This window comes from Exiguobacterium sp. s39, from assembly GCF_018618925.1.
Taxonomy (GTDB): Bacteria; Bacillota; Bacilli; order Exiguobacteriales; family Exiguobacteriaceae; genus Exiguobacterium_A; species Exiguobacterium_A abrahamii.
The window spans coordinates 2,154,576-2,168,087 of record NZ_JACSNA010000001.1; the positions used below are offsets into that span (position 1 = coordinate 2,154,576).

The following is a 13,512-nucleotide window of genomic DNA, read 5'->3' on the forward strand; positions in this document are numbered from 1 at the left end:
GTCAAATCGTTTCACGCCATACGAGGGCGCCTAGTTCCTTCAACTTCTGATCAAATCGTTCGTAACTCTGGTCAAGCACTTCTGCGTGGTGCAATGTCGTCTCCCCTGAAGCGAGAAGTCCCGCCAAGACAAGTGCTGCGCCACCGCGTGGGTCCGGTGCCTCGATTTCCGTACCAAGTAAGGTTTCTCCACCACGAATGATGATTGAGGCGTCTTCATGCGTGATTCGAGCATTCAAGCGTCGTAACTCCTGCACATGCCGGAAACGTTGCGGGTACAACTTATCGACGACGATACTCGCTCCCTTCGCTTGTAACAACGCTGCCGAGATGACAGGTTGTAGGTCGCTCGGGAATCCACCGTAGTGGAAGACACGAATATCGACCGGCTTCGCCTCCTGAAACGTCGCCGTGACGGAATCATCCGTTGCTTCGATCAACGCACCGTACCGTTCGAGTTTTTGGATGACGCTCTCGAGATGAAGCGGAATGACGTTATCGACGGTGACGCGTCCAAGTGCCGCCCCCATCGTCAAGAACGTTCCTGCCTCCATTCGGTCCGGAATCAAGGTATGCCGGCAACCACTTAGTTGCGATACGCCCTTGATTCGAATCTCGTCCGTTCCTGCCCCTTTGACGCTTGCCCCCATGTTCGTCAACATCGTACTGACGTCGATGACTTCTGGATCATAGGCAGCGTTTTCGATGACAGTCGTTCCTTCAGCGAAGACAGCGACGAGTAACGCACTGATCGTCGCTCCGAAAGACGGGAGATCGAGGTAAATCCGGTTGCCGACGAGACGATCGACGCGCATGTAATGGACGCCTTGCTCGTTACGTACAGAAACACCGAGACGCTCTAGTGCTTTGATGTGTAAATCGATCGGTCGTGGTCCGATGGCATAACCTCCAGGCAGACCGACGACTCCTTGTTTGAATCTGGCTGCCAGAACGCTCATGAGGTAGATCGATCCGCGTAACTTGCGCGTCTCCGCACCAGTCAACGGCATCGATTCGACCCGACTTGGATCAATCGTCACCATATCGCCTTGACGTGTCACGACCGCGCCGAGCGTCTCCAAAATCTCGATCATCGTCGCGACGTCGCCAATCTCCGGCACGCCTTCAAGAACGACCGTCTGATCCGTCAGGAGGGCTGCAGCAAGACACGGGATGGCGCTTTGCTTCGAACCACTGATTGATACGGTTCCTTCTAGGCGTTGTTGCCCTACGATATGCAAAATGTCCACGTTCCATCAACCTTTCTCTTCGCTACGATTATTGCTGCGTTTTTTCCCAGTCGGCGAGGAACTTTTCAATTCCTTGCGTCGTGAGTGGGTGGTGTGTGAGTGACTCGATGACCGAGAATGGAATCGTCGCGATGTCTGCGCCCGCAAGAGCAGCGTTCGTCACGTGAACTGGATTCCGGACCGACGCCGCGATGATTTGTGTTGGAATATCATGTACGACGAAAATTTGAGCAATCGTCTCGACGAGCCCCATTCCATCTTGTCCGATATCATCTAGACGACCGAGGAATGGTGATACGTATGTCGCACCAGCACGGGCTGCGAGTAATGCTTGGTTCGGGTTGAAGATCAATGTGACGTTCGTCGTGATCTTCTCTTTTGAAAGTGCTGCGACCGCCTCGAGTCCGGCCGGAGTCATTGGAACCTTAACCGTAATGTTCGGTGCGATCTGGGCAAGTTCCTTCCCTTCGCGAATCATTCCTTCTGCATCAAGCGCGATGACTTCAGCGCTGACAGAGACGTCCCCGACGATTTCACAGATTTCACGAAGTCGTGTATGGAAATCGACGCCTTCCTTAGCGACGAGCGACGGATTCGTCGTGACACCATCTAAAATCCCCATTTTATGTGCTTTCTTGATATCCTCTACGTTTGCTGTGTCAATGAAAAATCTCATCTTTCTCGTTCCCCTTTCATCCCTTGAAATCGCTTACGACTCTATTATAGGTTTTTTTCACGAGAAGTCCTACTGTTTTCCATTGAAGAGACTTTGACATGATATGAAAAAAGCACGGTAGACCGAAGTCTACCGCACTTTAAAGAGGAGTCGATTAAGCTTTGTTGCTTGAACCGAACTCACGCATCTTACCGATGACAGTTTGTTTGATTGCTTCACGACCTGGTGCGATGAATACGCGTGGGTCATATGCTTCTGGTTTCTCAGCTAACACTTCACGAACGACTTTCGCGAATGAGATTTGGTTCTCTGTGTTAACGTTGATTTTTGAAGTTCCGAGTGAGATCGCTTTTTCGATGTCGTGTGTCGGAATTCCAGTTCCACCGTGAAGAACGAGTGGGAGGTTTGTAGCGTCACGGATTTCTTCCATCTCTTTGAATCCGAGGTTTGGTTCACCTTTGTATGGTCCGTGAACAGAACCGAGTGCAGGAGCAAGCGTGTCGATTCCAGTTTCTTTGACGATGCGTACACACTCGTCAAGTTTCGCGTACATGACATCACCGATGACGTCGTCTTCTTGTCCGCCAACTGTACCAACTTCCGCTTCTACTGAAACGCCTTTAGAGTGAGCGTATTCAACAACTGCTTTTGTTGTTTCGATGTTTGTGTCGATCGGGCTGTGCGAATCATCGATCATGACAGATGTAAATCCAGCGTCGATCGCTTCTTTACATTTCTCAACGCTCGAACCGTGGTCGAGGTGGATTGCAACTGGAACTGTGATTTTCATGTCGTGTACGAGACCTTCAACCATTTTCACGACAGTGTAGAATCCGCCCATGTGGCGTGCTGCACCTTCAGATACTCCAAGGATGACTGGTGACTGCTCTTCTTGAGCCGCACCGAGAATCGCTTGTGTCCACTCGAGGTTGTTGATGTTGAATTGACCTACTGCATACTTACCTTCGAGAGCTTTGTTTAACATGTCTGTCATAGATACTAATGGCATAATGACATCCTCCTCTGTTTTGATCGCTGCTTACACGAACTCGTGCAATTTCAGACTGATTATAACATACTGATTCATCGGAACGTACAGCATTTCGCTCGGTTTTTTGGTTTGTGACGGCGACGTGAAGGATTAACCGCTTACATCGTGAGAAATTTGCACAGTCACTTCTTTTTTTAATTCAAAGATGTCAAATGGTTTTCCGAAGAAGGCGACGACCCCTAATCGTTTCGCTTCTTCCATCGCTTCTTTTTCACCGAGTGCCGTCATTAAGATCGTCCGGACACGTCGTCCGATCCGGTCCTGATGACGCAATACCTCGATCCCGGTCCGTCCCGGCATGTTGACATCCATCAACAATAGATCGTATGCCGCTTCCTGTAAGTAGACGATCGCTTCCTCTCCATCGACGGCGACGTCCGTTTCATACCCTTCTGCCCGGAACAATTGTGCAAGTAAGTTCCGGATTCCCGGCTCATCCTCGACGATCAACAATCTGCCTTTCATCTCTGCCACTCCCCCTCTAGTTATTTCCATTCTACACTAAAGCAAAACTTGCTTTATACTGTCCTTGAGAGAAACATAGAAAGGATGAAGAAAAATGATGAAAATCTTAGCTACACAATTCAACGGAAAATTGCAAACGCTCGCAAAACAGGAAGACGAACTATTCGATGTCGTCCGTCTACTCGCACAGGCGCTCGTCGGGGAAGGCACGGTCTACGTCGACGCCTATGGTGAATGTGAAGGACTCTATCCAATGCTCTCAGAAGGACCAGACCAGATGAAACGCGTTACGAAGATCAAGGATCGAAAGACCTTGCACGCTGTCGATCGCGTCTTGATCTTCACGCCGGATACGGAACGCTCGGATCTCCTGGCTTCTCTTGCCCGTTACGACGCATGGCATACACCTTATGCGATCGTCACACTCAGTGACGTGACGGAAACGCTCGAACGTTCGATTGCTCCGCTCGCATTGAAATTCAATAAAGGACTGCTTCCGGCAGAGGACGGTTCACGCCACGGACTGCCGAGTCTTGCCCTTTGCGCGTTTCTCCTGACACATATCTTGACGCAACTACAAGAGATGACGGAAGAGTGGGATTGACGTTTTTCTTCTATAATATAAATATAAAGTTCACTGGATACGTGTCCGTGTCTGACTAAGCTTACGATCTTCATTGAATCAAAGCGAAACCGTCAATGACCGTTATACAAAAAGGAAGCGCTGTTTGCGCTTCCTTTCAGATTGTAGACAAATGAGCTGACTCAAAAAAGAATGACTTGTCTTTTCACGCCCTTTCCTCAGGCGAGACACAAGCCCGTTTCCCCGCCCCATTCGAGCAGGAAAACGGGTCTTGTTTGTCTCTGACAGCGCAAAATTGCGCTTTTTCCTGTAGGAGTTGCGTGTAACGCGTCATTCTTTTTATACCGAAGGATCACAGAAGCGTTTTGTTCACTCGACATCGCTTCCTAGGGAAAAACAAGCAAGAGCGACCCTGCAGCGAAGCGAAGCAGCGCGATACTTGTCCCAGGAAAACGATTCGAAACGAACAAAAAAGCGCAATCCTTCTCGTTAGAGAAAAATTGCACTTTGTCTTCAGTCTCAAAGGAAGCGCCATTCGCGCTTCCTTTTTTTGATCATGCCGAAGCATGTTCTTCTTGTGCTTTTAGTTCTTCACCGTAAGACAGCTGATCCTGCATGCGGACGAACGGTAGATAGATTGCGACCGACATCGCAATCGTCGCCAGCTGGAGCAAGGCACCCTGCCAGCCGCTGATCAAGAAGCCAGAGATGACGGGTGGTGTCGTCCATGGTACTTGAAGCGCATTAAATGGCTCGACCCAACCCCAGAGGATCGAGAAGTAGACCATGAAGGATGCAATCGCTGGTACGATGACGAACGGAACGAACATGATCGGGTTGAAGACGATTGGCATCCCGAAGATGACCGGTTCGTTGATGTTGAACAAACTTGGCGCAAGTGACAGCTTCCCGAGCTGCTTCAAGTGAGCCGAGCGGGCGACGATCAACGTCGCGATGATGAAGCCGACCGTAATTCCTGTTCCGCCGAGTTTCGTAAAGACATCGAGGAACTGAATCGTAACGATCTTCGCGTTGTCACCGACGACAAGTTCTTTCCCGGAGTCGATGATCGCTTGGTTTTGTAAAGCGTTCGCTGTCAGCAACGGTCCCATGATTCCCATGATGATCGCTGCGCCGTGAATCCCGCACCACCACATGACAGACATCAAGATCATGATCAAGACTGCTCCTGCGAGCGTATCCGTCAAGTTTTGAATCGGTGCTTGCAAGACGTCGTAGACGACTTCCGTGAACGTCCGGTCAGCGAATGCTTGGAAGACAGCAAACGTGACGACAGACAACGTGATGATTGCAAGTCCCGGAATAAGTGCCGAGAACGAGTTCGAAACGCCCGGTGGTACACCGTCTGGCATCTTGATCCGGATGCCTCGCTTGATGAATTGCGAGTAGATGAAACCGACGACGAGTCCGACGACGATCGAGGCAAGGACCCCTTGTCCGCCCGTCCATACTTTCGGTACGACACCCGTGACGACTTCCCCTGACTTCGACAGAACAGATGATTGTGTGATGATTAAGAAGGCGATGATTCCGAGAATCCCGGCTGGAACCCCTTCGATCTTCTCGTTTTTAACGTACGAGTAGGCAATACCGAAGACACCAATCAATGCGAGAATATCAAACGTCGCACCGACGACCTGAGTCAGCGGTAATGTCCAGTCGGCACCGAATAGGCCCGTCATGAACTTCTCCCAGCCTGGGATTGGTAACGCGAGAATCAGTAGGAATAACGAGCCGATGATCGTCATCGGCATCGTTAAGATGAAGCCGTCCTTGATCGCAAGGACAGGCTTGGCGTTCGCGAATCGTGCGAAGGCAGGAGTGACTTTTTCAAATACGGTTTCTAATCGGTTCATTCCGACTCCTCCTTATAGTTCAGCAGCACGTGTCGCGATGATTTCCTGGTACCAATGGAACGACTGTTTCTTCTTCCGTGCCAAACCATTCGTATGATCGACATAGATGAATCCGTACTGCTTTTTATATCCGTTCAACCAGCTGAGTAGGTCGATGACGGACCATGCATAATAACCAGAGACATTGATGCCCTCTTCGACAGCACGCTTGACGGCGCGAAGATGACTTTCGATGTACTCGATTCGTGGTGTATCCATGATTTCTTCGCCGACGATCGGATCCTCGTCACCGAGACCGTTCTCTGTGATGTAGATTTTGATATCGCCGTATCGTGCTTGGAGCATCCGCATTCCTTCAAGGAAGGCATCCGGTGCGATTTCCCAGCCCCACTTCGTGTAGACTTTATCGTCCATCAAGACTGTCTTATAGACGCCATCGAACGATGGGTTCCCAGGACGTCCGGTTGAGTTTTCGCGGCCACCTGCCATGACGAGCGCCGAATCATTCTTCATGACACGTTGTGGACAATAGTAGTTCAGTCCGATGAAGTCGTTCAGCGGTGCTGTCCGTTTCAAGAGATTGAGCTCTTCTTCTGTCCATTCCGGTAACAAGCCCTGCTTTTCTAAATCCTTCACGACATACGCTGGGTACTCACCTTTTAGAATCGGATCATAGAACCAGTGTGTCGCGTATTCATTCGCATGTACTTCGGCTTGTTTGTTCTCTGGCGCTTCATCGATGCTGAACGCTGGGTTGAAGACGTGCGTGATGCCGATTTCTCCTTCATATCCCGCTTCCTTGAACGCTTCGACTGCGCGAGCGTGAGCGACGAAAACGTTGTGCGTCGTTTGGAAGTACGCTTTTGCATCGCCTGTGATGCCGGGTGGGTGTGCGCCCGTCAAGTAGCCGAGCGAACAGAAGATGACCGTCTCGTTGAAGGTGATCCAGTTGCGGACACGATCGCCGAACGCTTCGAAACAGGTCTTCGCAAAACGCACGAAGGCATCTGCTGTTTCAGGACTACGCCAGCCACCCTGTTCTTCAAGGACTTGTGGTAAATCCCAGTGATAGAGTGTCACGAACGGGACGATCCCGTGCTTAAGGCACTCATCGATCACGTTGTTATAGAACTCAAGTCCTTTTTCATTCACTTCACCTGTGCCGTTCGGGAAGATGCGTGGCCATGAGATCGAGAAGCGATACGATTCAAGACCCATCTCTGCCATCAGACCGATATCTTCTTTGTAACGGTGGTAATGATCGATTGCGACATCCCCGTTCGTCGCTTCAAACGTCTTTCCAGGAATCTTCGAGAAGACATCCCAGTTCGAGACGCCTTTTCCGTCTACGTTCCAAGCACCCTCTACTTGATAAGAAGCAGAAGCAGCGCCGAATAGAAAATCTTTTGGCATTTTCATCATCTTCACCTCTTATTTGTTTGCGAGTTTGATTGCTTGGTCGAGTACTTTCGTTCCGTTCATCATGCCGTAATCGATCGTGTTGATGACATCGATTGGCACACCTTTTGGTTCACAGATCTGTTTTCCTTTCGAAAGAAGGTACTTCACCTGTGGTCCGAGGAGAGCGACATCGAGTTCGTTGACGTACGTTTCCATCTCTGATTCCGGATATGCTGCGATGTCTGCTTCTAAGCCACGCTCCGAGGCAACCGCTTTCATTTTTTCTACTAACATACTCGTCGACATACCTGCCGCACAAAAGAGTCCGATTTTCATCATTATTGATCCATTCCCTTCAATTGGTTGATTTCGTTTTGCATGTTCATCATATATCCGAGCATTTCCTTGACGAGGATCGTGTTCATGAGGTGATCCTGCGCGTGTACCATCAGGACGCCAACCGTCGCTGTCTTGCCTTGTGCTTCGAGTGTGACGAATTTCGTCTGAATGCTATGGGCATCCTTGAGTGTCGCGTCACCTTCTGTAACGGCAACTTGTGCCTCTTCAACTTTGCCTTCTTGCATCAGTAACATTGCTTGGTGGTAGCTTGCTTTGGCGTCGCCCGACAAGGCAATCAATCCAAAAATATCTTCCGGGGTAATTTCAATTGTTTCAGAAGTCATGCTGTCTCTCCTTTGTTGTATGGATAACTTAAATTCATAGGTACAAATTCTACAGTTCGATAATAGCATGCGCTTTCATAACGTGTAAACCCTTTCTTTTTAAAAAATTTAAATAAAAAAACACACGAAATTTGCTTCGTGTGTTTCCTTCTTATTTAATATTCGAGACCTTCAGCATCTTCACGTGGCGGAAATGATGCGTCGCCCGCGAGACGTCGAAGATTTTCCCATTCGTCAAATAGACCGTATTATCGACGAGTAAGGATGGATCGTTCTCTTTTAATCCAAGTAACTCGGCGTCACTGCTATTCAAGTAATCGGCATAGATGACGCGATCCGCAAATCCGATCGACAGATTTTGATCGTTGCGTAAATACGTATAGATCGATTTTTGAACGATGTTCTCATCGAGATACATGACGAGATTTTTCCGGAAATAGGACGCTTCGATCGAAAACGGATGATCATCGACGAGACGCAGTCGTTTGACGTAATAGACCGGTGTACCGACTGGACATTTCATGCGTTCCGCGACTTCTTCGTCTGCCTTCGTCTGTTCGAAAGCGAGAACGCGCGTCTCGACCTTCCGTCCACTGAAGTCGCTCGTCAATCCTTGTAGCTTTTCGAGATTAACGTAATCACTCTTATAATGATCGCGGACGAAGACACCGCTCCCTTGTACTTGGTAAACGTATCCTTTATTGACGAGAATCTCGATCGCCTTCCGGATCGTGTTCCGGCTGACATCGAATTTTTGGGCGTATTCGTCTTCCGTCAACAGTTTGTTCGTATGTTGATAGACGTGCTCATTGATCTCGATCTCGATTTGTTCAGCGACATGTTTATACTTCGGAATCAATGATATTCCCCCCCTCTATCTAAAATTTGTAGGAATGAATCCGCTACCATTATAGCAGATATGTATTTTGACGATAGGAATAAATGAAAATAAACCCGTCTTCTTGAAGAAGACAGGTTTATTTGGATACAACTTACTCTCCGAGTGATGCTTGGATGAAGTCATGGAAGAGCGCTTGTGGGCGTTCTGGACGTGAGATCAATTCTGGGTGGAATTGACACGCGACGAACCATTTGTGTTCTGGAATTTCGATGATCTCAACGAGACGACCGTCTGGGCTCGTACCTGAGAAGACCATGCCGTTTGCTTCGAACTGCTCGCGGAATTCGTTACCGAACTCATAACGGTGACGGTGACGTTCGTAGACGAGCTCGCTTGAATACGCAGCACGTGCTTTCGTTCCGTCTTCGAGTTTACATGGGTAAAGTCCGAGACGGAGCGTACCACCGAGATCCTCGATGTCTTTTTGTTCTGGCAACAAGTCGATGATCGGGTATGGTGTCGCTGGGTCGATTTCCGCTGAGTGTGCGCCTTCAAGGTTGAGGACGTTACGTGCGAATTCGACTGTCGCGAGTTGCATCCCGAGACAGATACCGAAGAACGGTACGTTGTTTTCACGGGCGAAACGTGTCGCTTCGATTTTTCCTTCGATGCCGCGTTCTCCGAATCCACCAGGAACGAGGATACCGTCTGCCGAACCAAGCAATTCGTTGACGTTTTCACGCGTCACGTCTTCTGCGTTGATCCAGTCGATTTCGATGTCACTGTTGAAGGCAAACCCAGCATGTTTCAATGCTTCTGCGACCGAGATGTACGCATCACGCAATTCGACGTATTTCCCGACGAGTGCGATCTTCGTCGTCTTCTCGAGGTGCGTCACTGTGTGAACGAGTTGTTTCCAAGCTGTCATGTCAGCAACTGGTGTATCGAACTTGAAGTAGTCACAGACGAGTTGGTCCATGCCTTGACGTTGCAAGTTGAGTGGTACTTCATAGAGTGTCGATGCATCTTGTGCTTCGATGACTGCTTCCGGACGTGTGTCACAGAAGAGAGCAATTTTATCTTTCATCTCTTGTGGGACTGGGTGCTCCGCACGTAAGACGATGATATCTGGTTGAATACCGTAGCTACGGAGTTCTTTGACACTGTGTTGTGTCGGTTTCGTCTTAAGCTCACCTGCCGCTGCAAGATACGGAACGAGCGTACAGTGAACGTACATGACGTTTTCTTTCCCGATATCGTTTTTCACCTGACGAATGGCTTCGATGAACGGAAGCGATTCGATATCCCCTACTGTTCCACCAATCTCTGTGATGACGACGTCAGCGCCCGTTTCTTTTCCAGCACGGAAGACGCGATCCTTGATTTCGTTCGTGATGTGCGGAATGACTTGAACCGTTCCACCGTTGTAGTCGCCACGGCGTTCCTTCTTGAGGATCGTCGAGTAGATACGTCCAGACGTGACGTTCGCGTTCTGGCTCAAGTTGATGTCGATGAAACGCTCGTAGTGACCAAGGTCAAGGTCTGTCTCTGCGCCATCATCCGTGACGAATACTTCCCCGTGTTGATACGGGCTCATCGTACCCGGATCGATGTTGATGTACGGGTCGAATTTTTGGATCGTGACGTTGAGGCCACGGTTTTTCAAGAGACGAGCGAGCGATGCAGCGGTGATCCCTTTACCGAGTGACGATACGACGCCACCTGTTACGAAAATATACTTTGTCATGTTAAATATTGCTCCCTTCCCTAATTCACATCTCAACAATAAAGAGGTGGTAAAAACAAAAAAGCAAAAGTGCCCCCATTGGAATAGGAGACACTTTTGCTGAAATAAGCACGTTGCTTAAAGAAGCCCATGACTAACTTACGTCATTCGGAAAACTTCGTCAAGCCTAATTTTTCAAAGAAAAATTTCCGTGCTCGTTCGTCAGCCGTCAACGAAAAAACTGCCATTTCTATAGGGAAATAGCAGCTGTACAGTTGTGGTTGATCGTGCTTAGACTTCCTCTTCTTCTTCGAAGTCTTCTAAGTCTTCTTCGTCGAGATCGTCATCGAGATCATCGATGGCTGCGACTTTTTTGAACGTATCGTCGTCTTCGCTGTCGTCAGCTGAATCATAGTCCGCTGTCTTCGCGAATGTATCGAGATCGTCTTCGATCGTCTCGAACTCGTCTTCTTCTGCATCATAGTTGAACTCTTCTTCAAACTCATCGAGTTCTCCACGTTGACGCGCTTCGATGACGAGATCCTCATCCGACTTATCGAACGGATACCAAGCGCGGAGTGACCAACGGTTTGCTCCGACGTTGACGAAGTTTCCGTCGATGTTCATGTCTGTATAGAGTTGAGCAAGTTTCTCGAACTTGTCTTCTTCATCTGTAAACGTATGGTACTTTTCGATTTCTGACGTGATGTCATCGAACGTGATTGGCTGTTCGCCAGCTTCTTGCAACATTTCGTTGACGAATTCGATCAGCGAAAGATCAGTAATCTCTTCTTTACTTAAACGGCTGAGGCTCATTGTGACGGCCACTTCCTTTCATTTGCGTTCAATCCATTACTTCTCATTATACGCAAAACGTCTTTTAAAAATCCAGTCTCTATTTAAAAAAAGCTCGAATTGATTCTCGATTCGTGTTTTTCCCACTCCTGAAAAAGGAATATCCAAGGGAGAAGAAGGAGGAATGACAGATGGAGATGACAATCGAACGGGTCAACGATTTTGATGACTTCAACTGGTTACCAATCTTATCAAAGAGTACACAGGAAGGCTATCCCTTCATCGAACGGATGCTACGTGAACGCCGAAATGAAACGTATCGAGAAGACGGAGAAGCAATGTTCGTCGTTTTGTCGCTTTCCGGTCACGTAATTGCGTGCGGAGGTTATATGAAACAAACCGACGCGATCGACGTCGGTCGGATTCGTCATGTCTATGTCTTGCCAGAAATGCGACATCACGGTGTCGGTACGCAACTGCTTGAGAAAATCATACCGGAAGCGCTGTTGACGTATTCCGAGCTCTGGCTCTATACGAATGATGCCAGTACGTTTTATGAACGATTCGGTTTTGAGCCGTATACGGCAACCAAAGTGACACATCGACTTTTAAAGCATGCATTCGTCCAACCTTAAGTGTCTTGGATTGACATATCGAGAATCATCGATTAGTTTAAGCGTATGACAAATCAAGTGGATCTATTCAAGGCATTATCGAACGAGGTACGTCTTGATATCTTACGCTGGCTCAAGGATCCCGAGACTCATTTCAATAAGCCGACGGCCCATCTCGCGACGAATCTGTCGGACAAGGGAGGCATTTGCGTCGGAGATATCCAAGAGAAGGCGAACTTATCTCAATCGACCGTCTCCCAATATCTTGCGATGTTGCAAAAAGTCGGATTGCTCGAATCCGAACGTCACGGCAAATGGACGTATTACCGGCGAAATGAAGAAAAAATCCAGGAGCTCGCAGCGTACCTCAAAGGAGAACTTTGATCCGTTCTCCTTGCCTTACATATCGACATTTCTCGATATTTAGATTCGTGAAAGGATGAATTCTGTTGAAAATCGTGTATTACGTACTCGCGTTACTTGCGGGTATCGCTTTAAGTGTCGAAGGAGCCATCTACGGTGAACTCGGGAACTTCGTCGGAAAACTCGAAAGTAGCTTTTATAATTTCTTCGCCGGTACGATCATCATCGGACTGATCGTCCTCTTCTTCGGAAAAGGTTCACTCGGCTATACATTCCGCGCACCGAAATGGACCTTGCTCGGTGGTCTACTCGGTAGTATCTACTTGACGATCTTGATCATTAGCATCCCGCTCGTCGGTGTCGGTCTCGCCATGATTAGTGTCATCATCGGACAGATGATTGCCAGCATGGTCATTGAACATTACGGCTGGCTCGGTAGTCCGAAACGTCCAATCAATCGTGACAAGCTGACAGCTTCTGCTTTGATGCTCATCGCTCTGTTTCTTATCTTTTAAGGAGGTTCGCTCGTGAATATTCTATTACTCGGTTTTACATTACTCGGCGGCGTGATGCTGAGTGCGCAGTCATCGATCAACGGTGCCTTCAGTCAAAAGGCAGGGGCTCTAGAAAGCACGTTCCTGACATTCTTCACCGGGATGCTGATTCTCGCACTCGCCATCCTGTTCTTTGGTCAAGGAAATGTCTTGCTCTTGCTCGAAGCACCACGTTGGCAACTCAGTGCCGTCCTGTTTGGGGTCAGTTATCTATTCCTGACGATTCTTGCTGTTCCGCAAATCGGTGTCACGGCAGCTAGTATCGCGACTGTCATCGGTCAACTCGCAGCAGGGATGGTCATCGACCACATCGGTGCATTCGGTGGCGTCGTCGTGCCGCTCGACGGAAAACGTCTGCTCGGTCTGCTTGCGATGCTTGCTGCGCTTTATTTCGTCTATCGCGGGAACACACGCAAAGACGTGTCGGCTTCATCTGATTCGATGGCATCGTAACGATTGTCCTCACGATTCGTTCACGCGCTTTCCTCAGGCGAGACACAAGCCAGTCTCGACTGTCACAGACAGCCGACCCGGGTCTTGTTTATCTCTGACAGCGCAAAATCTTGCGCTTTTTCCTGTAGGAGTCGCGTGAACAACGTGAGTCCTGCTGTTTCTCATGATCTATCAAAATAGA

Annotated in this window: 16 protein-coding genes; 5 read left to right on the forward strand and 11 right to left on the reverse strand. The window is 48.8% G+C overall.

Features of this window, described 5'->3' with window-relative positions; all coding sequences use genetic code 11:
• Position 1 precedes the first annotated feature (1 nt).
• The 4 genes from murA to KNQ11_RS11140 all read right to left on the reverse strand — a co-directional run bounded on the left by murA (position 2) and on the right by KNQ11_RS11140 (position 3,441).
• Positions 2-1,249, reverse strand: coding sequence for a UDP-N-acetylglucosamine 1-carboxyvinyltransferase (gene murA, locus KNQ11_RS11125; protein ID WP_047394432.1), 1,248 nt, complete (start codon positions 1,247-1,249; stop codon positions 2-4).
• Between the two features lie 28 nt (positions 1,250-1,277).
• Complete coding sequence (fsa, locus tag KNQ11_RS11130; protein WP_023469552.1) at positions 1,278-1,925, reverse strand: fructose-6-phosphate aldolase; 648 nt, start codon at positions 1,923-1,925, stop codon at positions 1,278-1,280.
• A 154-nt stretch (positions 1,926-2,079) separates the two neighbouring features.
• A complete protein-coding gene (gene fba, locus KNQ11_RS11135; RefSeq protein WP_023469553.1) occupies positions 2,080-2,934 on the reverse strand; it encodes a class II fructose-1,6-bisphosphate aldolase in 855 nt (284 codons plus the stop codon).
• A gap of 132 nt (positions 2,935-3,066) precedes the next feature.
• Positions 3,067-3,441, reverse strand: a complete 375-nt coding sequence (locus tag KNQ11_RS11140) for a response regulator (RefSeq protein ID WP_029342784.1) — start codon at positions 3,439-3,441, stop codon at positions 3,067-3,069.
• A 94-nt stretch (positions 3,442-3,535) separates the two neighbouring features.
• On the opposite strand from KNQ11_RS11140, the gene KNQ11_RS11145 reads away from it, so the two are divergent.
• Complete coding sequence (locus tag KNQ11_RS11145) at positions 3,536-4,045, forward strand: DUF2529 family protein (RefSeq protein WP_035395788.1); 510 nt, start codon at positions 3,536-3,538, stop codon at positions 4,043-4,045.
• Positions 4,046-4,578: 533 nt separating this feature from the next.
• On the opposite strand, the gene KNQ11_RS11150 is transcribed toward KNQ11_RS11145, so the two are convergent.
• From KNQ11_RS11150 to rpoE, 7 genes are all read right to left on the reverse strand, one after another.
• The gene (locus tag KNQ11_RS11150; protein ID WP_023469556.1) at positions 4,579-5,901 is read right to left on the reverse strand and encodes a PTS sugar transporter subunit IIC; all 1,323 of its coding nucleotides are present in this window, start codon (positions 5,899-5,901) and stop codon (positions 4,579-4,581) included.
• Between the two features lie 12 nt (positions 5,902-5,913).
• Complete coding sequence (locus tag KNQ11_RS11155; RefSeq protein ID WP_149428165.1) at positions 5,914-7,320, reverse strand: GH1 family beta-glucosidase; 1,407 nt, start codon at positions 7,318-7,320, stop codon at positions 5,914-5,916.
• Positions 7,321-7,332: 12 nt separating this feature from the next.
• Complete coding sequence (locus KNQ11_RS11160) at positions 7,333-7,641, reverse strand: PTS sugar transporter subunit IIB (protein WP_055969344.1); 309 nt, start codon at positions 7,639-7,641, stop codon at positions 7,333-7,335.
• Positions 7,641-7,985: a PTS lactose/cellobiose transporter subunit IIA gene (locus KNQ11_RS11165; protein ID WP_149427944.1), complete on the reverse strand. Its 345-nt coding sequence runs from the start codon at positions 7,983-7,985 to the stop codon at positions 7,641-7,643. Before KNQ11_RS11165 ends, KNQ11_RS11160 begins: the two co-directional genes overlap by 1 nt.
• A 151-nt stretch (positions 7,986-8,136) precedes the next feature.
• A complete protein-coding gene (locus tag KNQ11_RS11170) occupies positions 8,137-8,844 on the reverse strand; it encodes a GntR family transcriptional regulator (protein ID WP_023469560.1) in 708 nt (235 codons plus the stop codon).
• Between the two features lie 133 nt (positions 8,845-8,977).
• Positions 8,978-10,573 (reverse strand): CTP synthase, encoded by a 1,596-nt coding sequence (locus KNQ11_RS11175; protein WP_047394418.1) that lies wholly within the window; start codon positions 10,571-10,573, stop codon positions 8,978-8,980.
• A gap of 270 nt (positions 10,574-10,843) precedes the next feature.
• Positions 10,844-11,380 (reverse strand): DNA-directed RNA polymerase subunit delta, encoded by a 537-nt coding sequence (gene rpoE, locus KNQ11_RS11180; RefSeq protein WP_235609843.1) that lies wholly within the window; start codon positions 11,378-11,380, stop codon positions 10,844-10,846.
• Positions 11,381-11,538: 158 nt separating this feature from the next.
• Here rpoE and KNQ11_RS11185 point away from each other — a divergent pair, with 158 nt between their 5' ends.
• The 4 genes from KNQ11_RS11185 (at position 11,539) to KNQ11_RS11200 (ending at position 13,331) form a co-directional block, all read left to right on the forward strand.
• Positions 11,539-11,982 (forward strand): GNAT family N-acetyltransferase, encoded by a 444-nt coding sequence (locus KNQ11_RS11185; protein WP_047394413.1) that lies wholly within the window; start codon positions 11,539-11,541, stop codon positions 11,980-11,982.
• Between the two features lie 45 nt (positions 11,983-12,027).
• Positions 12,028-12,345, forward strand: coding sequence for an ArsR/SmtB family transcription factor (locus KNQ11_RS11190; RefSeq protein ID WP_023469564.1), 318 nt, complete (start codon positions 12,028-12,030; stop codon positions 12,343-12,345).
• Positions 12,346-12,410: 65 nt separating this feature from the next.
• A complete protein-coding gene (locus tag KNQ11_RS11195; protein WP_214771752.1) occupies positions 12,411-12,839 on the forward strand; it encodes a DMT family transporter in 429 nt (142 codons plus the stop codon).
• Between the two features lie 12 nt (positions 12,840-12,851).
• Positions 12,852-13,331: a DMT family transporter gene (locus tag KNQ11_RS11200; protein ID WP_035395771.1), complete on the forward strand. Its 480-nt coding sequence runs from the start codon at positions 12,852-12,854 to the stop codon at positions 13,329-13,331.
• The last annotated feature ends 181 nt before the right edge of the window (positions 13,332-13,512 follow it).

What these genes read in the sequence shown, in the direction of transcription:
- fsa (WP_023469552.1), bottom strand. Translation starts at nt 1,925, where the DNA reads ATGAGATTTTTCATTGACACAGCAAACGTAGAGGATATCAAGAAAGCA.
- fba (WP_023469553.1), bottom strand. Translation starts at nt 2,934, where the DNA reads ATGCCATTAGTATCTATGACAGACATGTTAAACAAAGCTCTCGAAGGT.
- KNQ11_RS11140 (WP_029342784.1), bottom strand. Translation starts at nt 3,441, where the DNA reads ATGAAAGGCAGATTGTTGATCGTCGAGGATGAGCCGGGAATCCGGAAC.
- KNQ11_RS11145 (WP_035395788.1), top strand. Translation starts at nt 3,536, where the DNA reads ATGATGAAAATCTTAGCTACACAATTCAACGGAAAATTGCAAACGCTC.
- KNQ11_RS11150 (WP_023469556.1), bottom strand. Translation starts at nt 5,901, where the DNA reads ATGAACCGATTAGAAACCGTATTTGAAAAAGTCACTCCTGCCTTCGCA.
- KNQ11_RS11155 (WP_149428165.1), bottom strand. Translation starts at nt 7,320, where the DNA reads ATGAAAATGCCAAAAGATTTTCTATTCGGCGCTGCTTCTGCTTCTTAT.
- KNQ11_RS11160 (WP_055969344.1), bottom strand. Translation starts at nt 7,641, where the DNA reads ATGATGAAAATCGGACTCTTTTGTGCGGCAGGTATGTCGACGAGTATG.
- KNQ11_RS11165 (WP_149427944.1), bottom strand. Translation starts at nt 7,985, where the DNA reads ATGACTTCTGAAACAATTGAAATTACCCCGGAAGATATTTTTGGATTG.
- KNQ11_RS11175 (WP_047394418.1), bottom strand. Translation starts at nt 10,573, where the DNA reads ATGACAAAGTATATTTTCGTAACAGGTGGCGTCGTATCGTCACTCGGT.
- KNQ11_RS11185 (WP_047394413.1), top strand. Translation starts at nt 11,539, where the DNA reads ATGGAGATGACAATCGAACGGGTCAACGATTTTGATGACTTCAACTGG.
- KNQ11_RS11190 (WP_023469564.1), top strand. Translation starts at nt 12,028, where the DNA reads ATGACAAATCAAGTGGATCTATTCAAGGCATTATCGAACGAGGTACGT.